The organism is Paraburkholderia sp. PAMB 6770 (assembly GCF_057748135.1).
Genome location: NZ_CM173238.1, coordinates 2,606,458 through 2,627,043, shown reverse-complemented (window position 1 = coordinate 2,627,043; position 20,586 = coordinate 2,606,458). Strand labels below are relative to the sequence as shown.

Here is a 20,586-nt window from a genome sequence, read left to right as displayed (position 1 = left end):
CACGAGTGGCACGGCCGGGGTATGCAGTGATATCTTAATAAAAGCTTATAATGCGCATGGTTTTGCAACAATCCGTGTATTTTTTCAGGGAAATTCCGGTATTGTTGCGAGCAAGTATCAGGTCGACCGTCACGCTGGCGGTTCTCGCATGGCGTGCGCCGACGCGCATGCCCTCTGCCACCCTCACTTTTGGGCCTTCGAGACGCGATGCCACATGTACTGATTGTCGATGACGATGCCGGAACCCGCGAGGCCCTCGCCGCCATCATCGCCGAGGACGGTCTCACCACAGCGAGCGCGGGCGATCTGCGCGAAGCGCGCATCCAGCTCGTGCGGCAGATGCCGGACGTCGTGTTCACCGACCTGAAGCTGCCGGACGGCAGCGGCGTCGATCTGTTCGAGGACCTCGACCCGCGCTCCGGCGTCGAGGTGATCGTGATCACCGGCCACGCGAGCGTCGAGTCGGCCGTCAGCGCGCTGAAGATGGGCGCGGCCGACTATCTGGTCAAGCCGATCAACATGCAGCGGGTGAAGGCGATCCTGTCGCGGCTGCCGCGCGCGGGCGACCTGAAGGCGGAGATCGGCACGCTGCGCGGCGAACTGCGGCGCATGGGCCGTTTCGGCCTGATGCTCGGCAATTCGCCGGCGATGCAGGAGGTGTACGACCAGATCGGCCGGGTTGCGCCGACCGCCGCGTCGGTGATGCTGGTCGGCGAGTCCGGCACCGGCAAGGAAGTCGCCGCGCAGACCGTGCATCAACTGAGCCTGCGCCGCAAGCAGGCGTTTCTCGCGGTGAACTGCGGCGCGATTTCGCCGAACCTGATCGAATCCGAGATGTTCGGCCACGAGCGCGGGTCGTTCACCGGCGCGGACCGTCAGCACAAGGGTTATTTCGAGCGCGCGAACGGCGGCACGCTGTTTCTCGACGAAATCACCGAGATGCCGATCGAGTTGCAGGTGAAGCTGCTGCGCGTGCTCGAAACCGGCATGTTCATGCGCGTGGGCACGACGCGCGAAATCGAAACCGACGTGCGCGTGATCGCCGCGACCAACCGCGATCCCGAGCAGGCGGTGCTCGAAGGCAAACTGCGGCTGGACCTGTATCACCGGCTGAACGTGTTTCCGATCAACCTGCCGCCGCTGCGCGAGCGCGGCAAGGACGTCGAATTGCTCGCGCAGGCGTTTCTCGACGAACTCAACGAGCGTCACAGCACCCGCAAGCACTTTCCGCCCGCGCTGAAGGACATGCTGATGGCGTATCCGTGGCCCGGCAACGTGCGCGAGCTGAAGAACTACGTGCAGCGCGCGCACATCATGTCGAGCGCGGATTCCGACAGCACCGCGACGGTGCCGCTGCAGATCACGCTGTCGAAGCCGGCGGCCGGCACCGCGATCACCGTTCCGTTCGGCACGTCGCTCGCCGAAGCGGACCGGCAGCTGATTCTCGCGACGCTCGAACAGTGCGGCGGCGTGAAGACGCGCGCGGCCGAGATCCTCGGCATCAGCCTGAAGACGCTGTACAACCGGCTCGTCGAATATGGCAACGACGCGAGCCGCGCGGCCGACGGCGATGCCGCCGACGCATCGCAGACCGTCGACGACGCCTGAGCGGGACGTGCCGGAGACTGTCCCGTCAGCGGACGCCGCGTTGCTGTAAGTGTTACAAAAGCGCCACTGCTTTTACCGGCAAAGTCCTGCTGCGAGCCCTAGACTGTAGGGAGGCTGCCCGCGCGGCGGCGCGCCTGAACGGGAGGTGACGACGATGAGACATCCGGCACTGCGGCGCTCCGCGCGCCACGCGAAGCGCGACCCGCGCCGCGACCCCGCGAGCGGGGCGCCGCCGGCGGGGCCGGACCCGGCCGCGCAAAACCGCATCGCACCCGATGCTCCGCCGGACGGGGAGCATAACCAGGGCGGCAGCCGCTCCGAAGGCCTCGACTACCAGCGCGATCTGGGCGCCGAGCAGGACGCCTGAATGCCGGGTGACATCGTCTGTCGGCCGCGCTGAAATTTTCTCGCACCACGGGCGCGGCGGGTATTTTTTACTCGCCCGGTCGATCCGGTTCCAATTTCTCTCTCGCCTGCTGAACCACACGGCACGAAACTTGCGGGTTTCTTACGGTGCATCCCCGCATACACGTACAACCGAATGAGGTGGAGAACCCATGAGCAGACTCATCGTGGTATCGAATCGCGTTGCGCCGACCCAGGAAGGCCGGCCGGCCGCCGGCGGCCTCGCGATCGGCGTGCTGGACGCGCTCCGGGAGACGGGCGGCGTCTGGTTTGGCTGGAGCGGTGAAACGGTGAGCGAGCCTTGCGCGCCAGTGATCGAGCAGCAGGGCAATGTCACGTATGCGACCGTGGGCCTCACGCGGCGCGACTACGATCAGTACTACCGCGGTTTTTCGAACGCGACGCTGTGGCCGACCTTCCACTACCGCAACGACCTGTCGCGCTTCGACCGCGAGGAATACGCAGGCTATCTGCGCGTGAACCAGACGCTGGCGCGCCAGCTTCGCGAACTGATCGAGCCGGGCGACATCATCTGGGTGCACGATTATCATCTGCTGCCGTTCGCGCGCTGCCTGCGCGAACTCGGCGTGACCAATCCGGTCGGCTTTTTCCTGCACATTCCGTTTCCGGTGCCCGAGGTGCTGCGCAGTGTGCCGCCGCACGACGAACTTGTGAAGGCGATGTGCAGCTACGACGTGGTCGGCTTTCAGACCGACGCGGACCGGCAGTCGTTCGTCGACTACGTCGAGCGCGGCGGGCACGGCACGTCGAGCGAGGACGGGATGCTGCACGCGTTCCAGCGCTTCCTGAAAGTGGGCGCCTACCCGATCGGCATCTACCCGGACGCGATCGCAAAGGCCGCCGCGCAGTTCAGCGACCGCAAGCAGGTGCGCAGCCTGCGCGACGCGATGCGCGGCCGCAAGCTGATCATGAGCGTCGACCGGCTCGATTACTCGAAGGGGCTCGTCGAGCGCTTCCAGGCCTTCGAGCGCCTGCTGCAGACCGCGCCGGGCTGGCACGGGCGCGTCTCGCTCGTGCAGATCGCGCCGCCCACGCGCTCGGACGTGCAGACCTACCAGCGCATCCGGCAGAACCTCGAAGGCGAGGCGGGCCGCATCAACGGCCGCTTTGCGCAGCTCGACTGGACGCCGATCCAGTATCTGAACCGCAAATACGAGCGCAACCTGCTGATGGGGCTGTTCCGCCAGTCGCAAGTCGGCTACGTGACGCCGCTGCGCGACGGGATGAATCTCGTCGCCAAGGAATACGTCGCGTCGCAGGATCCGGCGGACCCGGGCGTGCTGGTGCTGTCGCAGTTCGCGGGCGCCGCCGAGCAGTTGCCGGGCGCACTGGTCGTCAATCCGTTCGACCTGTCGCAGATGGCCGAGGCCCTCGAACGGGCGCTCTCGATGCCGCTCGCCGAGCGCCAGGCGCGTCACGCGGACATGATGGCGCCGCTGCGCGAGAACAACCTGTCGGTGTGGCGCGATACCTTCCTTGCCGATCTGCGCAATGTGGCGACGGCGTCCTCCGTGACCGCGCGGGCGGTGAAGCTCGCCGACGTGACCGCCGGCTAGCCCGCGCGCGCAGCGCGGGGCCGCGCGACGTGGCTGCAGGCGTGCCGGTCGGCGCGCCTGCAGCCCGCTTCTGCTCACCTCTGCTCACGTATGCTGCTCGCGCCACCCGGCGAACGGCGTCGGCGCCGCGGTCGGGTCGAAGTCCGCCCAGTGGCCGCGTTGCCACTGACCGAGCGCGCGTTCGAGATCGACGCCGCCCGCTTCGCTCAGCACGCTTGCGGCGTCGAGCGCATTCGTTTCGCCGACGTGCACGGCCACGAGCACCCCGGAGTTGCGCATCTCGTGCAGCACGCGTTCGTGATGCACGTGACGCGCGCGCTGCGCGAGCAGTGTCGCGCCGATCCGCGCGCCCAGATACGCGCCGACACCCGCCGCGAGCGCGACGATCGGCAGCGCCGCCCGGAAACCCATGAACAGCGCAACGCCGACGATCGCGCCGACCACCGCGCCGAGCGCCATCCGGTGGTGATGGAGCCCGGCGCCGGGTGGCGCCGCGCTGTGTGCCGCGCTGGCCGGATCGTGCCACTCGACCCCGGCGTGCGGATGGCGCGCATGCTGTCCGCGCGGATTGACGAAAAAGAGATTGACATCTTCACCGACGAACCCGCGTTCGAAGAGCTGCTGCGCGGCGGCCTCGGCGGCGGGGAACGTGGTGAAGCGTGCTGCGACGATCAGGGACATGGAATCCTCCTCGGCATCGCCAGGAAGCCTTGCAGGAAGGGAGAGGGCCCGCAGCCGCACGATGCGCGACGACGCGGTGCGGGTAACGGGTTAGACCGCGCGGCGCACGGCAAGTGCGCGGGCGTTCGCGTCATCGGGGGGCCGGCGGGCCGCGGGTTGCGGGCGTTGGCCGGCGTGACTTGGCGTGACTTGGCGTGACTTGGCGTGGTCCGGCGTGACCCAGCGTGGCCCGGCGTGACCCGGCATGGCCCAGCGTGGCCCGGCGTGGCCCAGCGTGGCCCAGCGTGGCCCAGCGTGGCCCAGCGTGGCCCAGCGTGGCCCAGCGTCGTTAGGGACGCCTAAGGTCGCGCGGCGTCGCTCGCGTTCGCTCGGAGTCCGGCAGCCTCGCCCGGCTTCGCGCGCTTACGCAGCGCGTGCGCGCCGGGGGCGCTGTTGCGTGACCCGCAGCGTGCTGACGACGGCCGCGACCGCCGAGAATCCCGCCGCGACTTCGAGCGCGATGACCGGCCCGTGCTGCGGCGCCACGCCGAAGATCAGCGCGACGAGCGCCGCGCCGAGCGTCTGGCCCGTGAGGCGCGCGGTGCCGAGCATCCCGCTTGCGCCGCCGCTGCGTTCGCGCGGCGCGGACGACAGCATCGTGCGGTTGTTCGGCGACTGGAAGATGCCGAAGCCCGCGCCGCACAGCGCCATGCGCCAGATGATCTGCATCTGCGTCGGGTGCGTGCCGAGCCCGGCGAGCAGCAGCAGCCCGACGGTTAGGGCCGCGAGCCCGATGCCGCCGAGCCAGCCGGCCGACATGCGGTCCGACAGCACGCCCGACAGCGGCGCGGCGCCGATGATCACAAGCGGCCACGGCGTCATCAGCAGCCCGGTCTGCACCTGCGACAGGCCGAGCACGTCCTGCATCATGAACGGCAGCGACACGAACGCGAGCATCTGCGCAGCGAACGAGCAGACGGACGTGCCGATCGACAGCGCGAACACCGGAATGCGTAGCAGGTCGATCGGCAGCAGCGGGGCGGGCTGGGCGAGCTGGCGCCGCACGAAGAAGTACCCGATCGCCAGCGCGCCGAGCAGTTCCGCCGCGACCCAGCCGAAGCGCTCGCTATGGCCGATGCCGTCGACCGCGGTGATCAGCAGCCCGAACACGAGCGCGTTCATCGCGGCGCTCGCGTAGTCGTACGGCGCCCGGTGGCCGGCGTCGCGGGGCAGCGCCCGCAGGCCGCTCGCGATCGCCGCCAGGCCGATCGGCACGTTGATCGCGAACAGCCACGGCCACGGCGCGATCGCGAGCACGCCGGAGGCGATCGTCGGCCCGACGGCCGACGCGACCGCGACTACCATCGCGTTGATCGCGACGCCGCGCCCGAGCTGGCTGCCCGGATAGATCGCGCGCACGAGCGCGGTGTTCACGCTCATGATGCCCGCCGCGCCGAGCCCCTGGATCACGCGCGCGGTGGCGAGCGTGACGAGCGTGCCCGACATCGCGCAGCCGAGCGACGCCGCGGTGAACAGGATCAGCCCGCCCAGATAGACGCGGCGGTAGCCGATGCGGTCGCCGAGCGACGCGAGTGGAAGCAGCGATACCGTGATCGACAGCTGGTACGCGTTGACGACCCAGATCGAGGCGGCGGCGCTCGCGCGCAGATCGCGCGCGATGGTGGGCAAGGCCACGTTGGCGATGGCGCTGTCGAGCACAGCCAGCGTGATGCCGAGCGCGACGACGAGAATCGCCCAGTAGCGCTGCGGCAGCGGCAGCCCGGGCTCTGTTTCGCCGTTGGTTTTGCTGTTCGTTTTGCCGTTGGGTTTGCTGTTGGTTTTGCCGTTGATTTCGTCGTTCGTTTCGTCGTTCGTTTCGCCGGGTCCGCGCTGCGCTTCACCCGGCGGGGGCTCGGCCTTGCCGGGCTCGTGCGCCGGGCCGCCGGGCGCGTCGCGGCCCGGATCGGGCGTGGCGCGGTCATTCGCGCCACAGGGCGGGGAGGAGTCGGGGCCGCAGGCTTGAGCGTGCATCGTGAGTGAGGGAGGAGGGCTGCTGTCGGCGTGAGCACACAGGAGCGGCGCCGCTGCGCTCACCCGGGGCCGCGTCCGTGCGCGCGGCACCCGGATGCCTGCGGTGCCGCGACGTCTCGTGGTGCCGGCTATTTCAGTTCGTACAAGCCGGTGTAAGTCGTCGAATCCAGCTCGTTCAGATGCGTCATGAAACGGGCCACCGCGTTGGTCGTGTCGGGCGTGACCGGCAATTGTGCGACCTTCAGCGCGTGCAGCCTGAAGATGTAACGATGCGGCCGGTCGCCGCGCGGCGGCGCGGCGCCGCCGAAACCGGCGGTGCCGTAGTCGTTGCGCAACTGCACCGCGCCGTGCGGCAGCAGGCTGCCGTCCGCCTTGCCGGCATTGCGCGGCAGCGCGCCGAGCTCGGCCGGGAGGTTGACGACGACCCAATGCCAGAAGCCGCTGCCCGTCGGCGCGTCGGGGTCGTGGACCGTGAGCGCGAGGCTCAGCGCGCCGGGCGGCGCGCCTTCCCATTGCAGCGCGGGCGAGAGGTTTTCGCCGTCGACGCCGAAGGCCTTGTCGTCATACTCCTGGGCTTTCGGCATGAAACCGTTCGAAGGGAAGTCATCGGACCAGAGACGAAAATCAGCCATCGTATGCCTCCTCAAGCATCGTTTCGCGATGAGTTGCCGCGATGCACCGGCGCGCGCCGGCCTGTTCGATCGAGTGTATCACCGGGGCTGTTTCGCCGTCGCCGCGCCGGGCAGGGGCACGGTGTGGCCCGGTGTAGCCCGACGCAGCCCGACGCGATGCAGGCAGCCGCGGGTGCGTCTCAGCTGCGCACGTCGAGTTCGGTCGCGTCGCTGTCGAGCCAGTCGATCAGCGCTTGCAGCACGCCGTCGAGATCGCGGTGGGCGCCGCGCAACGCGCATTCCCACACCGATGCGACGCGCCAGCCGGCGGCCAGCAGTGCGGCGCGGGCGCGGGCATCGTTGCTGCGGTTGCGCTCGATCTTCTCGCGCCAGAACGCGGTGCGCGTCTGCGGCCATTTGAACAGCGGACAGTCATGGCCGTGCCAGAAACAGCCATGCACGAACACGACCGCCCGGTAACGCGGCAGCACGATATCGGGCCGCCCGGGCAGTTCGCGCACGTCGAGCCGGAAGCGAAAGCCGCGGCGATGCAGCAGGCTGCGGATGAGCCGCTCGGGCCGCGTGTCGCGTCCGCGGATGCCGGACATCATCCGGCTGCGGGTCGCGGGATCGACGATATCGACCATCAGGCGGCGCGCGCCGGGGCAGCGAGCGCGCGGACGTGCGGCAGCATGATGCGCGCGACCTCGCGCATCACCGGCATCACGACGCTGTTGCCGAACTGGCGATAGGCCTGGGTGTCGCTGACGGGAATGCGGAATGTGTCGGGAAAGCCCATCAGCCGCGCGCACTCGCGCGGCGTGAGCCGCCGCGGGCGCTGCCGCCGGCCCTGATCGACGAGGATCTCCGAGCCGTCCTTGTGATAGCGCGCGGACAGCGTGCGCGTCACGCTGTCCGCGAAGGCCAGTCCGTAGCCGAAGCCGTTGCCCGCGGCACGGTGCTTCTCCGCATAGTGCTGCAGATAGGCCCACAGCTTCGGGGTGAGCGTGTACTTCGGCTGCACGCGGCGCGCGTCGTGATCGAAGAAGCGGTCGCGGTCCCAGGGCAGCAACGGCTCGCTGCCGTCCGTGCGGTGCAGGATCGCGCCGAGCGTCGGCCCGGCTGCCGGCAGCCGCAGGTCGTCCCACGAGAACGCGGTCGCGCCGCGAAAGCCGACGATGATGATGCGTTCGCGGTGTTGCGGCGTGAAATGGCTGCCGTCGATCACGCGGTGGTGCACTTCATAGCCGAGTTCGTCGCGCAGCGTGCGCAGGATCACGTCGAACGTGCGGCCCTTGTCATGCGACAGCAGGTTTTTGACGTTTTCGAGCAAAAAGGCGGCGGGACGCTGCTCGGCGAGGATGCGCGCCACGTCGAAAAAGAGCGTCCCCTGGGTCGTGCACGCGAAGCCGTGCGGCCGGCCGAGCGCGTTCTTCTTGCTCACGCCGGCGATCGAGAACGGCTGGCACGGGAAGCCGCCGAGCAGCACGTCGTGCGCGGGCACGTCGCGCTCCGGAAAGGCGACGATGTCGCCGACGAACGGATGATGTTCGCCATAGTTTTCCAGGTAGGTTTTCTTCGAGAAATCGTTCCACTCGCTGGTGAACACGCAGGTGCCGCCCTGGGCCTCGAAGCCCATGCGGATGCCGCCGATACCCGCGAACAGGTCGATGAAGCGGAACGCCGGGTCGCCTGGCGCCTGCGCTTGCGGGCGACCGGCAACCGCGGCGCCCGCGGTGCCCGCGGTGCCGGCGCGCAGCAGGTCGCGCAGCGCGGCTTCGAGCATCGCGGGGCAGGGGGTGGCGCCCTTTTCCCAGCGGCGCACGGTCTTGATGTCCTTGCCGACGTGCGCGGCGATTTCGCGTTGAGTGAAGCGGGTGCGCGCCTGCTTGAGCAGCGCGAGCGCGGAGGGATCGGTCACGAACAGTCCTGGCTGGGGATTTTTGCGGACATTATGACCTGGCAGTGTCCCTTTTCGAGCAATGACGGCGATTAGCGGGAAGAAATTCGTGTCCAGGCGGCCGCGGCGCGGCCATCCTGACGCGCGGGCGTGCAGAAAAACGTCACCAAACGTCGCTATGCTCGGTCGGGTAGCGCAGTTGTTTCCGCGTTACGGCGTGTTGACAGCCGCGACTGACCGTCGCGGCTTTTTTTCGCGCAATGAACAGGGCGCCGGACGCCCGGCGCGCGCGAAGCGCCCGTGCGCCGCGCGTTCAGCCGAGCGCGGACGAGCGCGGCACGCGGCCTTCATGCGCCGCGAGCGGCTGTGCGCCCCACGCCGGATCGCTCGCGGCGGGATCGAAGCGGTCGAGCTGCAGCAGCAGGCTGTCGACCGCGCACAACTGCGCGTGCGACAGGTGCGCGGCATCGAGCAGCGCGTGCAGCCGTCTGCGCCAGTAGGCGGGAGACAGGATCGGGCCGCCGAGGTCGCCGTGTAGCGATGGCCGCATCACGCGTCGGATATGCGCGATGTCCTGATCGATCAGCGTCGCGAACGACGCGTTGTCCGGCAGCGGAAGGGTCGTGTCCATGACTGGTTGACGGCGCGCCGGCGCGCGACTTGAGGGCATCGCGGCACTTTTTTTGACGGACGCCGCCGGGTGGCGGGTACAGCGCTTGCTGAACCGGGTGTACCGGCGCAATGTCGCGCCGGCGTTGCATATCACGGAGAGATCCATGAACAAGGACCAGGTGAAGGGTGTCGCGGAACAGGTCAAGGGGAAGGTGAACGAGGGGCTGGGCAAGGCCACCGGCGACAAGGCTCGCGAACTGAAGGGCGACCTTCAGCAGGCGGCCGGCTCGATCCGCAAGGCCTACGGAGACGGCAAGGAAAAGGCGAAGGACAAGGCCGGACGCGACGCGCCGTAACGCCCGCGCACGGCGATGGCAGGCTGGCGGCGCGCGCAGGCGCGCCTGCCGCGTGCTTGCCGCATTGTCTGACGCGTGCCTGCCGTGTGCCTGCCGCGTGTTTGCCGCACGGTCTGCCACACTGCTCGCCGCGCCCGCTTGCTGCCAGGAGTCGCGCGTCGCGTCTCGCTCGTCTAGACTGGGTCCATGAGAACCCGCTACGGGAGGAGACCGACAATGACACCCGCGAAAGTGCTGGCCCAGTTCGAGCGACATTACCTGCAGGAAAAAGCGCCCTCGGATCCCGAACGCGTCTGCACCGGACTCGCGCAATGGCTCGCGAGCGCCTGGGACTTGCTGGACGAGGAGGAGCGCGCACGTCTGGTCGAGATCGGCGCGTGGCTGTGGCGCGAGAGTTTCAGCCGCACGGCCGGCAGCGGCACCGGCGATCCCTGGTGAGGTGAAGCCGCGCGTGCGGCGAAGCGGCGAGGCCGCGAGACTGTGAGACTGTGAGACTGTGAGGGGGCGGCGGCGAAGCCGCGCCGGCAGCGCGCCGGAACGCGGTCGCGGGAGCGTTTATAGTAGGCGGCCTGGCCGCGCGATGGCGCGCGCCGCATCGCTCTCCGTTCTCTGTCCGAGGCCCCTGATGACCGATCTGTCCGCGTTTCCGATCACGGCCAAATGGCCGGCGCAGCATCCCGAGCGTCTGCAGCTCTACTCGTTGCCGACCCCGAACGGCGTGAAGGTTTCCGTGATGCTGGAGGAAACCGGCCTGCCGTACGAGCCGCATCTGGTGCGTTTCGACACGAACGACCAGATGTCGCCCGCGTTCCTGTCGCTGAACCCGAACAACAAGATCCCGGCGATCCTCGATCCAGACGGACCCGGCGGCAAGCCGCTCGCGCTGTTCGAATCGGGCGCGATCCTGATCTATCTTGCCGACAAGACCGGCCAGTTGATCCCGCAGGACGGCGCCGGCCGCTACGAAACGATCCAGTGGGTGATGTTCCAGATGGGCGGCGTCGGACCGATGTTCGGCCAGCTCGGCTTTTTCCACCGGTTTGCGGGCAAGGAGTACGAGGACAAGCGGCCGCGCGATCGCTACGTGGCCGAAACGCGGCGGCTGCTCGGCGTGCTCGAAGAGCGTCTTGCGACGCGCGCGTGGATCATGGGCGACGCGTACACGATCGCCGACATCGCAACCTTCCCGTGGGTGCGCAACCTCGTGGGATTCTACGAGGCGGGCGAACTGGTCGGTTTTGCCGACTTCCCGAACGTGCGGCGCGCGCTCGATGCATTCGTCGCGCGCCCGGCCGTGCAGCGCGGGCTCACCATCCCCGCACGCGACTGACGGGCCGGTGCGCGCCGGTGCGCTCAGACACGCTCAGGCCGGCTTGCCGCGCCCGGCTGCGCACTGCGCGAGCGCCTCGCGCGCGGCGGCGATCGGGCTTGCCCAGTCGCCGGGCACGGGTTGCCTGAACAGCCGCGCGTGCGGATACCACGGACTGTCCGTGCGCGCGAGCAGCCAGCGCCAGCAGGTGTCGAAGCGGTTCAGGATCCATACCGGCGTGCCGAGCGCGCCGGCGAGGTGCGCGACGGCGGTGTCGACGGTGATCACGAGATCGAGGCGGGCGACGAACGCGGCGGTGTCGGCGAAGTCGGCGAATTCTCCGGTGTAGTCGGCCACCCGCGCGCCGGCCTCGGACGACGCGTCGCGCTGCTGGGCAGCCGGACCCTTTTGCAGGCTGTAGAAGCGCACGCCGGGCACGTCGAGCAGCGGCTGCAACTGCGCGAAGGCAACCGAGCGCCGCGCGTCGTTCTTGCGCAGTTCGGCGACATGCGGCCGGTTGCCGCCCGCCCACACGAGCCCGACCTTCAGCGCCGGCGCGCCGCGGGGGGCGTGAGGGGCGCAGGCTGCGTCGGATGCGTCGGGTTCGCCGGCCAGCCGGTCGGCCCACCGCCGCACCGCGTCAGGATCCGCGCGCAGGTAGGGTGTGGCGGCAGGGATGTTCGCGAGATCGGTCCCGAACGCGAGCGGCAGGCTCAGCAGCGGCACGTGGCAATCGAATGGCGGCAGCGGCGCGCCTTGCTCGACGAGCGTGCTGACGCCGTCGAGCGTCGCGAGCAGCCGCAGCAACTCCGCCGGCGCTTCGAGCACGACCCGCGCACCCATTGCCGCGACGAGCGGCGCATAGCGGCAGAATTGCAGCGTGTCGCCGAAACCCTGCTCCGCATGCAGCAGGATCGTCTTGCCCGCGAGCGGGAAGTCGCCGCGCCACAGCGGCTGCTCGAACGGGCGCAGGCTCGCGCGGATCCGGTGCCGCTGCCAGCGCCACTCGTACTCCTGCCAGCCGGGCCCGAAGCGGCCCAGTTGCAGCAGACACAACGCGCGGTTCCAGTGCGGTTCCGCCGCGTGCGGGTCGAGTTCGAGCGCGCGCGCGTACGCATCGAGCGCGGCCTCGTGACGGTTCAGGTCGACCAGCGTGAGCCCGAGATTGCTCCACGCATCCACGAACGCCGGCGCCAGCGCGAGCGCGCGCTGGTAGCACTGCTGCGCTTCCTCGGGACGGTTCAGATCGCTCAGCGCGTTCGCGCGGTTGCTCCAGGCTTGCGCGTAGGCGGGCTGCAGCGCGAGCGCTTCGTCACAGCTCGCGAGCGCGTCGGCCGGACGGCCCAGGTCGCGCAGCACGCACGCGCGGTTGTTCCATGCCTGCACGGAAGCGGGCTGCAACGCGAGCGCGCGCTCGAAGCTCGCAAGCGCGTCTGCCGGGCGATCGAGCCCGGCAAGGGCGTTGCCGCGGTTGTTCAGCGCATCGGCGAAATCGGCTTTGAGCGCGAGCGCGCGGTTCGCACTCGCGAGCGCCTCGCCGAAGCGGCGCTGCGCATTGAACGCATAAGCGAGGTTCGAATGCAGCGGCGCCTGCATGCCGTTGATCGCGATGGCCTGCTTCAGCAGCGCGATGCCTTCGTCGACGCGCCCGGTCTGCAGCGCGAGCGCGCCGAGCAACTGGAGCGCGTCGAAATGACGGGGCCGCTGCGCGAGGATCTCGCGATAGCGCGCCTCGGCTTCCGCGTGCGCGCCGTTTTGCTGCAGCGCGACCGCCTCGCGCAGCATCGCGTCGATCTGACGCTGGAGATTCGCTGTCTTGCTCATGACGTGAAAAAGGTCCGGACGGGCGCCCGCGAAGTCGCGCGAGCGAGCGGGCTGGCGGCGATTATCGCCGAAATGGCGGCCACGGGCCGGGCGACGACGCGCGGCGTATGATGGGTGCGATATGCCCCCTGGAGATCGATGGATGAAACGCTGTGCTTTCCTGTGGTTCGCGCTGGCCGCGGCCTCGCTCGCCGGATGTACCCAGACGGGTCCGCTCGAATTCTCGCCGACCGGTTCCGACGCGCCAATGACCACCCGGGCCGACGATCTCGACTTCGGTCCGATGGATCATTCGATCGCGGCCTGCAAGGCGGCCGCGTACCACGCGGGCGCAGGACGCTGCGTGCAGGTGCGCACCTACGAGGCGTGCATGAAGGCGCGTGGCTATCTGACGTTGCTGGGGCCGGAAAATCCATCCGGATGCGCGGAGCCGGACTGGGAACGGGACGCGCGCAAGTGGCTGCAATGACGTGGTGTCGCGCGAGCCGGCCAGTTTGATTCGTCGTCCTGATTGATGGGGAGGGGCGCGGGTGAGCACGAGTGGGAACGAATGAACAGGCGCGAACGGGCCGGCGTGGCCCGGACGATGCGCGCCGGCAGCCGGCGGATTGTATCGGCGGCGATAACGGTGAATTCGACTTTTAGGTATTTATCCCGAGATTGGCGGCTTCTAGACTGGCATCACTCGCTGCGAACCACGGTGCTCGTAGCGCCTCGCACAACAATCTTCGGAGGTGAATATCATGAAATCGCTGCTCAAGGCCGTCGCATTTGCCGCTGTGCTGTCCGTTCCGGTCGCGTCGTTCGCGCAGGCAGGCAACGCACCGCTGACCCGCGCACAGGTGCGCGACCAACTGATCCAGATCGAGCAGGCCGGCTACAACCCGGCCACCGCCAATCCGTACGCTTACCCGGACAACATTCAGGCGGCGGAAGCACGCGTTGCCGCGCAGCAAGCGGGCGCGCGGGCGGAAAACACCGGCTATGGGATGCCGTCGAACGGTTCCTCGCAGGCGGGTGTGCGCGGCGAAACGACCGTGAGCCCGTACTCGCCGCCGGTTCAGAACGCGCGCTAGGCGCGGCGCGTGGCCCGGTTGCCGGCGGCAACCGGGACGGGCTGGCCATCGAACAGGTCCGCATTCCGGCAGGAATGCGGACCTGTTTCGTCAAGGGGGCGTGCGCGCGCCCGCGCTGGCGAGCCGGCCTGGATCGGGCGAAAATCGGGTATCGCGGCAGGCGCTTCGTTCCCGCAAGGTTGCCGTTCCGAAGCGTGGACACGCCGCGCAACCAGAGGGATCCTCGATGACAGAACGCAAGCCATTCGATGCGGCGGTTCGACGCCTGCTCGACGCACAGGCCGCGGCGGCAGCCGCGTTGCCGCCCGCCACCGGCAACGAAGCACGCGTGCGGACGGCGCGCGCGCTGATGCTGCGCGCGGTGCAGGAGCGCGCGCGGATGGAGGGTTTGCCGAACGCGGTCGCGACGCGCGACGTGGCGATCGCACCGGGCCTCGGCGCGCGCGTCTACGTACCGGACAACGCGGCGGCGCTGCCGGTGCTCGTGTATCTGCACGGCGGCGGATGGGTGATCGGCGCGGTGGCGACTGTCGATCCGTTTTGCCGCCTGCTTGCCGAAGCGGCGCGGGTGATCGTCGTGTCGGTCGAGTACCGGCTTGCGCCGGAGCATCCCTATCCGGCTGCGCTCGACGATGCGCGCGCCGCGCTGGACTGGGTGCGTGCGCACGCAAGCGGATTCGGTGCGGACGCGTCCCGGCTCGCGCTCGGCGGCGACAGCGCGGGGGCCAATCTGGCCGCAGTGACGGCTAACCGGCTTTGCGCACGCGAAGGCGCCCGCGCGTTGCAGGCGCAACTGCTGCTGTACCCGGTGACGGATCATCCGCGCGCGGGGCACGCTTCGTATGAGGAAAACGCGCGCGGCTACGGGCTCGAAGCGGAGACGATGCGCTGGTTCTGGCAGCAGTACGCGCCCACGGGCACACCCGGCGATCCGGACCTTGCGCCGCTGCGGCGCGCGGACGTTCCGCCGTTGCCGCCGACGCTCGTGACGACCGCGCACTACGACGTGCTGCGCGACGAAGGCATCGCGTACGCGGACCGGCTCAAACGCGCCGGCGTGGCCGTCACGCATTTTCACGCGCCGGACATGGGCCACAACTTTCCGGTGACGCCCAGCCAGGTTGCACGGTTTCCGCAGTGCGTCGAGACACTGGCGCAGATCGCCGGCTGGCTCGGTGCGACGCTCGGGGTCAGTCGGTGACGAAAATCGTCACCGGTTTCGGCTCGGCCAGTTCGAGCGCACGCACGCGGCCGGCCCGCACGTCGAGTACGAGCCGGTCGATCGTTTCGACATGACGCCATGCACGTTCGACGCTGCCGCTGGAGGTCGCCTCGATATGCGCGAGCCACGCGCGGCGATGCCCCAGCAGGTAGGTGACGGCGCTCGCGCGCCCCATGAAAAGCCGCTCCATCGTGTCGTGTAGGCCGGACCCGGCCGCCTTCCGGTCGAATTGCGGCGCACGGTAGCACGCTGTGCAGGCGCGCGGACACTGCGCGAAGGCGCGGAAAGGATGTGCGCGCAAGCGCAGGGCCGCGCGGGCCGCACGGGCCGGATCGTGCTGCACGGCAAGAACAGACAAGACCGGCAGTCCTGACTAACCCGTCGATGAAATGACGCCTTGATTTAACGGTCAATCGTGCATTTACTTGATGGCGCCCTCCTCGACGATGTTCGACAATCGCTGCGCATCGGGCAGGGAGGCATGACGGCGCGCGACGCGCTGCTCGCTCGATCTGCGCGAGTCCGCAGAACAAGAACAGGATGGGAGAACGGTATGGACGGAATGCATCCGAGGGCCGCCTGGACGCGCGCGTGCCGCGCGCCCGGGCGGACAGGCAGCGCCTGTGTACGCGATGCCTGTATCGTCGCGGGCATCGTGGCGTGCCAGGCGGCGCTGGCGGAGACTGCGCCGGCGGCCGCCTCGTCGCCGCCGGCGCCACCGGTGCCGATGGGCGACAGTGCCACGACGCTGATCATGATCGGCATCGCGGCGATCCTCGCGATCAGCTGGATGGCCGTGATTCGCACGCTGCGCCGGCAGAACTGGAACCTCGGACTGGCGCTGTCCGAAGAGGCCGATCTGCCTGCCGGCACGCCGCCGCCGGCAGCCGGCCAGTTGCCGCCGATGGTGCCGAGCACGTCGCGGCTGATCGCGCTGATGGGGCTGATCGTCTTCAGCGCGTTCTTCATCGGCGTGGGCTTTTGCGTGATCTGGGCGCTGTGTCACGCACAGCCTGTCGATCGCGCAAACGCGGCATGGACGTTCTTCATATCGGGCTCCGCGATGTTCCTGCCCTACGGGGCGAACAAGTTCGCGGACGCGTTCAGGTAGCGGACCGCGAGGGCATGCCATGTCGGCGATCCAGAAGATCAAGCGGTTGTTCGTGCTGATGTTGGAGAACCGCTCCTACGACAACCTGTTCGGCTGGTCGGATTTGCGCGGCTGGACGCCGGAAGGCGTCGCCACCCAGGCGGACGGCCTTGTCGGCAAGCCGCCGTTCGGCAACGTGGACGCGAACGGACGCGTGCATGCGGTGGCGCCGGGCGCGCCGTTCCGGCTCGCGTTCGATCCGGGACACGAGTTCTCCGATACGCTCGTGCAGATGTGCGGTCCGGCCAACGGCAGCGCCTATCTCGGACAGGCGGTGAAAGACGCGGCGAACCTGCCCGCCGGGCAGTATCCGCCGCTCGCGGCGAACGCGGACAGCGCGGGCTTCGCGTGCGATCTCGCGCTGCATGGCTACGACGCCGCGACGGGCTTGCGCGGCTTCACGCCCGATCAGTTGCCGGTGCTGACCTTTCTCGCGCAACAGTTCGCGATATGCGATCGCTGGTTTGCGTCGATGCCGGGGCCCACGTGGCCCAACCGCTTCTTCGCGCTGGCGGGCACCTCGTGGGGGCTCGACCATTCGCCGGGCGATGCGACGACGATCGCGTCGAGCCTGTTCGACGGATCGAAGTTCGGCACCGGGAGCGACTCGCTGCTCACGCGCCTGACGCCGCCCGAGTGGCTCGTGGCACACGGTGATTTGCCGCAGTCGTGGGCGCTGCGGGGCGTGGATGCGCATCCCGGGCGCTTCGTACACCACGTCGAACTGATGAATGCGCTGCAAGGCGGTCGGCTCGACGCGACGCGCTTCGTCTTCATCGAGCCGACCTACGATCCGGTCGGCAACTTTCGCAACGGCGAATCGATGCATCCGTGCGGCGACGTGCGCAACGGCGAGGCCCTTGTCGAGCAGGTGTACAACGCGCTTCTCGCGTCGCCGTACTGGGAAGAAAGTCTTCTCGTGATCGTGTTCGACGAGCATGGCGGCTTTTTCGATCACGTGATCCCGAACCCTGCCGATATCCCCGACATGCCGCCGCTGAAGCCGGTTGCGCCGACGGCGCTGACGCAGCGCGGCTTCCGCTTCGACCGGTATGGGTTCCGGGTGCCGGCGATCGTGGTGTCGCCGTATGTGAAGCAGGCCACCATCGATCACGCGTTCCACGATCATCTGGCGATTGCGGCGACGCTTGCGAAGATCGTCGGCCGGACCGCGCCGCCGCTGCTCGATACGGCACGCTTCGCGCAGGCGACGGATCTCGCCGCGCTGCTGACGCTGACCCAGCCGCGCAAGGCGAGCGACATGCATCCGTGCCCGCCTGCGCTGCCGGTCGCGCCGGCGGCGGCGCCGGCCGTCAATCGCGGCGCGGCCGCGTTCAATACGCTGCACTGGCCGATGTTGAATACGTACGCCGGCGCATGACGCGCGCCGGCATCGCGCGCGCGGGCGCCGCGGCGGTCGATCCGCCGCGCGGGCGGGCGCAGGCGCAGGCGTGTGGTTTGGCGCGCCGCTTTGGCGTATGACGTCAGCGGGCAGCGAGATCCAGCACGCTGAGATGCATCGCGCGCCGCTCGACAAAGCCGAGCCTTCGGTATAGCGCGATCGCGGATGCATTCGACGCGAGCACGTGCAGAAACGGCGTGTCGCCGCGGGTGCGGATCGTCTCGATCAGCCGTGTCATCAGACCCGCCGCGTAGCCGTGTCCGCGATGCGCATCATCCACGCAGACCGCGCTGATTTCGGTGTAGCCGTCGAGCCGCATGCGTTCGCCCGCCATCGCGACGAGCGTGTGCTGCGCGCGCACGCCGAGATAGGTGCCCAGTTCGATCGTGCGCGGCCCAAACGGGCCCGGCTGGGTCGCTGCGGTCAGATTCGCCATCGCGGGCACGTCGGCCGTCGTGAGCGTAACGGGGTCCCATGCCGTCGACGGCAGCGGCGCGGACTGCCAGATCATCTGCAGCAGCACGGCATGCCGCACGCGGCTCAGGCCGGCCGGAAGCGGGACCGCGTGCGGCGTGACGAGCGAAACCGGTCCATGCGCGCCGATCAGGGCGCGCAACGCGTCGAAGGACGCGGGATGCGTATCGGACATCGCCGCAAAGGGGGCGACGGCGGCCGGATAGCGCCGCGCCCGCTCGTCGCCCAATGCCAGGCGGCGCTGCGCGCCGGCGAGCGCATGCCAGACGACCGCGTCGAGCGGGTGAGGGCGATCCGCGTGCGAAGCAGCGGTTTCGGACATGAGGTGCTCCTGTCGTGGCGAGGGATTGCCGTGCAGGATAGACGCGAACGGGCTGCGGCAGTAGCATCGCAAATGACATTATTCGCATCATTTACGCCATGCGTGTTCTCGTATTCTCTCTCGACGGCGTGTTCGATACCGGCATGGCCGTGGTGCTCGACGCGCTCCGGATGGCGAACGGGCTCGCCGCGCGGACGCGTCCCGGCGAACCGCCGCCTTTCGACGTCACGCTGGCCGGCCTGCGCACCCGGGTCACGACCGCGCTGGGCATGCGCGTCGCCGTGACCCGGGTGGGCAGCGCGCCGCTGGCGGACTGGATCGTTGTGCCCGCAATCAGTGCGGCCACGCCGGAACGGCTGGTAGAGGGGCTCGCGCGGCCGGCCGTGCGCGAGGCGGGGGCATGGCTGCGCGGCTGGCACGCGCAGGGCGCGCGTATTGCCACCGCCTGCATGGGCAGTTTCCTCGTGGCCGAGTCGGGGCTGCTCGACGGGCACGAGGCGACGACGACCTGGTGGCTGAGCCCGCTGTTTCGCCGCCGCTATCCGGCGGTCCGGCTGGACGAGGATCGCATGGTCGTGCCGTCGGGGCCGTTCGTGACCGCCGGCGCCGCCATGGGGCACCTGGACCTCGTGCTCTGGCTGATCCGGCAGGCGAGTCCCGAACTGGCCGCGCTGGCGGCGCGATACATGCTGGTCGACGGACGGGTCTCGCAGGCGCCGTACATCATTCCCGATCATCTCGCGCACAACGACCCGCTCATCGAGCGCTTCGAGCGATGGACGCGCGCCCACCTCGCCCACGGCTTTTCGCTGCAGGGGGCCGCGCGCGATCTCGCGACGAGTCCGCGAACCTTGCAGCGGCGCGCGGAGGCGGTGCTCGGCCGCTCGCCGCTCGCGTACTTTCAGGACCGGCGGGTCGAGCGGGCGCGCCATCTGATCGAAACGAGCGCGATGGACATCGACGCGATCGCGGCCGAAGTGGGCTACGCGGACGGCGCGACGCTGCGCACGCTGCTGCGCCGCCGGCTGGGCCGGGGCGTGCGCGAGTTGCGCGCGGGTTGAGGGCAGGCTGGGAGCGGGTTGAGCACGGGTTGAGCGCGCGTGCCGCTACTCCACGAGTTCGGGCTTTTCGATCGCCCGCTTGAGCAGCTCGACGAATTCGACCACGGCGCGTGGCAATGTACGGCCCGCCATCGTCTGGATCTGCAGTGTGCGCTGGTGCAACTCGGGGTTGAGAATCGGCAGGGCCACGAGGCCGCCGCTTGCGAGGCGGCTGCGCGCGGTCAGATAACCAGCCAGCGTGATCGCGTCGGAGCGTTGCACGAAGGTCTGCAGCGCCGTGTGGATGTTGGCGACGAACACGGGCTCGAATGCGAGTCCTTCGAGGCTGCAGGCGACGTCGAACAGCTGGCGCAGCGTGCCGCTTTCGCTGTGAATGGCGACCGGCCACGACAGCAGGTCCGACAGCGCGACCGCCTTGCGCGTCGCGAGCGGATGGCCGCGCCGCATCAGCGCATACACCGGGGCGCGCTGCGCATAGTGGACATGCACGTCTTTTTCCGGTGCGATGCTGAAGCACACCGCGATGTCGTGCGTGCCGTCGCGCACGCGCTGCGTCGCGAGCGACGGCACCGACACGTCCATCTGGAAATGCGCGCGCGGATAGGTGCGCAGGAAATGCTCGCAGACCTGCGGCAGAAAATCGGGCGCGACGCCCTCCGATGCGGCGATGCGCAGCGTCACGCGTCCGCGCGCGCTCAGGTGGCGAATTTCGTCGGCGACGCGCTCGTCTTCGAGCTGGCTGCGCCGCGCGTGGTTCGCGAGCAGCCGGCCTGCTTCGGTGAGCGCCATGCCGCGCGGCTGGCGCTCGAACAGCGGCGTGCCCATCTGCTCTTCGAGCCTGGCGATCTGCCGGCTCAATGCCGACGCGGCCACGAACAGCCGCTCCGACGCCTTGCTGAGCGAGCCGCTGCGGGCGACTTCGAGGAAATAGCGGAGTGCGGTCGGATCCATGACGTCCACGGGGAATGCGTGAGGGAAAACACGGG

Annotated in this window: 22 protein-coding genes; 12 read left to right on the top strand and 10 right to left on the bottom strand. The window is 69.1% G+C overall.

All coding sequences use genetic code 11. The annotated features are described in order from the left end of the window. Positions 1 to 207: 207 nt before the first annotated feature. From AC3AP7_RS11865 to otsA, 3 genes are all read left to right on the top strand, one after another. On the top strand, positions 208 to 1,608 hold the full coding sequence (locus tag AC3AP7_RS11865) for a sigma-54-dependent transcriptional regulator (protein WP_475762797.1): 1,401 nt from the start codon (positions 208 to 210) through the stop codon (positions 1,606 to 1,608). 154 nt (positions 1,609 to 1,762) lie between these two features. Then, complete coding sequence (locus AC3AP7_RS11860) at positions 1,763 to 1,975, top strand: hypothetical protein (protein ID WP_475762799.1); 213 nt, start codon at positions 1,763 to 1,765, stop codon at positions 1,973 to 1,975. Positions 1,976 to 2,165: 190 nt separating this feature from the next. Beyond that, positions 2,166 to 3,590, top strand: a complete 1,425-nt coding sequence (otsA, locus tag AC3AP7_RS11855; RefSeq protein WP_475762801.1) for an alpha,alpha-trehalose-phosphate synthase (UDP-forming) — start codon at positions 2,166 to 2,168, stop codon at positions 3,588 to 3,590. Between the two features lie 84 nt (positions 3,591 to 3,674). Here otsA and AC3AP7_RS11850 read toward each other — a convergent pair whose 3' ends face one another. From AC3AP7_RS11850 to AC3AP7_RS11825, 6 genes are all read right to left on the bottom strand, one after another. Next, entirely contained in the window at positions 3,675 to 4,271 is a 597-nt protein-coding gene (locus AC3AP7_RS11850) for a hypothetical protein (RefSeq protein ID WP_475762803.1), read from the bottom strand. A gap of 402 nt (positions 4,272 to 4,673) precedes the next feature. Next, positions 4,674 to 6,281: an MFS transporter gene (locus tag AC3AP7_RS11845; RefSeq protein WP_475762805.1), complete on the bottom strand. Its 1,608-nt coding sequence runs from the start codon at positions 6,279 to 6,281 to the stop codon at positions 4,674 to 4,676. Positions 6,282 to 6,409: 128 nt separating this feature from the next. Next, positions 6,410 to 6,913 carry a YbhB/YbcL family Raf kinase inhibitor-like protein gene (locus tag AC3AP7_RS11840; protein WP_475762807.1) on the bottom strand — a complete coding sequence of 168 codons (504 nt, stop codon included), beginning with the start codon at positions 6,911 to 6,913 and terminating at the stop codon, positions 6,410 to 6,412. A gap of 179 nt (positions 6,914 to 7,092) precedes the next feature. Continuing rightward, a complete protein-coding gene (locus AC3AP7_RS11835) occupies positions 7,093 to 7,539 on the bottom strand; it encodes a very short patch repair endonuclease (protein WP_475762809.1) in 447 nt (148 codons plus the stop codon). Then, positions 7,539 to 8,813: a DNA (cytosine-5-)-methyltransferase gene (dcm, locus tag AC3AP7_RS11830; protein WP_475762811.1), complete on the bottom strand. Its 1,275-nt coding sequence runs from the start codon at positions 8,811 to 8,813 to the stop codon at positions 7,539 to 7,541. Before dcm ends, AC3AP7_RS11835 begins: the two co-directional genes overlap by 1 nt. A 292-nt stretch (positions 8,814 to 9,105) precedes the next feature. Continuing rightward, the gene (locus AC3AP7_RS11825) at positions 9,106 to 9,423 is read right to left on the bottom strand and encodes a hypothetical protein (RefSeq protein WP_475762813.1); all 318 of its coding nucleotides are present in this window, start codon (positions 9,421 to 9,423) and stop codon (positions 9,106 to 9,108) included. A 145-nt stretch (positions 9,424 to 9,568) separates the two neighbouring features. Between AC3AP7_RS11825 and AC3AP7_RS11820 the strand changes: the two genes are divergently transcribed. From AC3AP7_RS11820 to AC3AP7_RS11810, 3 genes are all read left to right on the top strand, one after another. After that, a complete protein-coding gene (locus AC3AP7_RS11820) occupies positions 9,569 to 9,760 on the top strand; it encodes a CsbD family protein (protein WP_475762814.1) in 192 nt (63 codons plus the stop codon). Between the two features lie 216 nt (positions 9,761 to 9,976). Continuing rightward, positions 9,977 to 10,198 carry a hypothetical protein gene (locus AC3AP7_RS11815; protein WP_475762816.1) on the top strand — a complete coding sequence of 74 codons (222 nt, stop codon included), beginning with the start codon at positions 9,977 to 9,979 and terminating at the stop codon, positions 10,196 to 10,198. Between the two features lie 187 nt (positions 10,199 to 10,385). After that, positions 10,386 to 11,090, top strand: a complete 705-nt coding sequence (locus tag AC3AP7_RS11810) for a glutathione binding-like protein (protein WP_475762818.1) — start codon at positions 10,386 to 10,388, stop codon at positions 11,088 to 11,090. Between the two features lie 33 nt (positions 11,091 to 11,123). Here AC3AP7_RS11810 and AC3AP7_RS11805 read toward each other — a convergent pair whose 3' ends face one another. Then, positions 11,124 to 12,893: a tetratricopeptide repeat protein gene (locus AC3AP7_RS11805; protein ID WP_475762820.1), complete on the bottom strand. Its 1,770-nt coding sequence runs from the start codon at positions 12,891 to 12,893 to the stop codon at positions 11,124 to 11,126. Positions 12,894 to 13,035: 142 nt separating this feature from the next. On the opposite strand from AC3AP7_RS11805, the gene AC3AP7_RS11800 reads away from it, so the two are divergent. The 3 genes from AC3AP7_RS11800 to AC3AP7_RS11790 all read left to right on the top strand — a co-directional run bounded on the left by AC3AP7_RS11800 (position 13,036) and on the right by AC3AP7_RS11790 (position 15,170). Continuing rightward, positions 13,036 to 13,362 carry a hypothetical protein gene (locus tag AC3AP7_RS11800; protein ID WP_475762822.1) on the top strand — a complete coding sequence of 109 codons (327 nt, stop codon included), beginning with the start codon at positions 13,036 to 13,038 and terminating at the stop codon, positions 13,360 to 13,362. Positions 13,363 to 13,636: 274 nt separating this feature from the next. Next, positions 13,637 to 13,969 carry a DUF4148 domain-containing protein gene (locus AC3AP7_RS11795; protein WP_475762824.1) on the top strand — a complete coding sequence of 111 codons (333 nt, stop codon included), beginning with the start codon at positions 13,637 to 13,639 and terminating at the stop codon, positions 13,967 to 13,969. 226 nt (positions 13,970 to 14,195) lie between these two features. Continuing rightward, positions 14,196 to 15,170 carry an alpha/beta hydrolase gene (locus tag AC3AP7_RS11790; RefSeq protein ID WP_475762826.1) on the top strand — a complete coding sequence of 325 codons (975 nt, stop codon included), beginning with the start codon at positions 14,196 to 14,198 and terminating at the stop codon, positions 15,168 to 15,170. On the opposite strand, the gene AC3AP7_RS11785 is transcribed toward AC3AP7_RS11790, so the two are convergent. Continuing rightward, the gene (locus AC3AP7_RS11785; protein WP_475762828.1) at positions 15,160 to 15,381 is read right to left on the bottom strand and encodes a hypothetical protein; all 222 of its coding nucleotides are present in this window, start codon (positions 15,379 to 15,381) and stop codon (positions 15,160 to 15,162) included. The two genes, AC3AP7_RS11790 and AC3AP7_RS11785, sit on opposite strands and share 11 nt — an antisense overlap. A gap of 363 nt (positions 15,382 to 15,744) precedes the next feature. On the opposite strand from AC3AP7_RS11785, the gene AC3AP7_RS11780 reads away from it, so the two are divergent. Continuing rightward, positions 15,745 to 16,302 (top strand): hypothetical protein, encoded by a 558-nt coding sequence (locus AC3AP7_RS11780; protein WP_475762830.1) that lies wholly within the window; start codon positions 15,745 to 15,747, stop codon positions 16,300 to 16,302. A 19-nt stretch (positions 16,303 to 16,321) separates the two neighbouring features. Next, on the top strand, positions 16,322 to 17,722 hold the full coding sequence (locus AC3AP7_RS11775; protein WP_475762832.1) for an alkaline phosphatase family protein: 1,401 nt from the start codon (positions 16,322 to 16,324) through the stop codon (positions 17,720 to 17,722). A 103-nt stretch (positions 17,723 to 17,825) separates the two neighbouring features. Here the strand turns inward: AC3AP7_RS11775 and AC3AP7_RS11770 are convergent, their stop codons facing one another. After that, positions 17,826 to 18,539 (bottom strand): GNAT family N-acetyltransferase, encoded by a 714-nt coding sequence (locus AC3AP7_RS11770; RefSeq protein ID WP_475762834.1) that lies wholly within the window; start codon positions 18,537 to 18,539, stop codon positions 17,826 to 17,828. Between the two features lie 98 nt (positions 18,540 to 18,637). Between AC3AP7_RS11770 and AC3AP7_RS11765 the strand changes: the two genes are divergently transcribed. Further along, a complete protein-coding gene (locus tag AC3AP7_RS11765) occupies positions 18,638 to 19,600 on the top strand; it encodes a GlxA family transcriptional regulator (RefSeq protein WP_475762836.1) in 963 nt (320 codons plus the stop codon). Between the two features lie 45 nt (positions 19,601 to 19,645). Here AC3AP7_RS11765 and AC3AP7_RS11760 read toward each other — a convergent pair whose 3' ends face one another. Beyond that, positions 19,646 to 20,551, bottom strand: coding sequence for a LysR family transcriptional regulator (locus AC3AP7_RS11760; protein ID WP_475762838.1), 906 nt, complete (start codon positions 20,549 to 20,551; stop codon positions 19,646 to 19,648). Between the last annotated feature and the right edge of the window lie 35 nt (positions 20,552 to 20,586).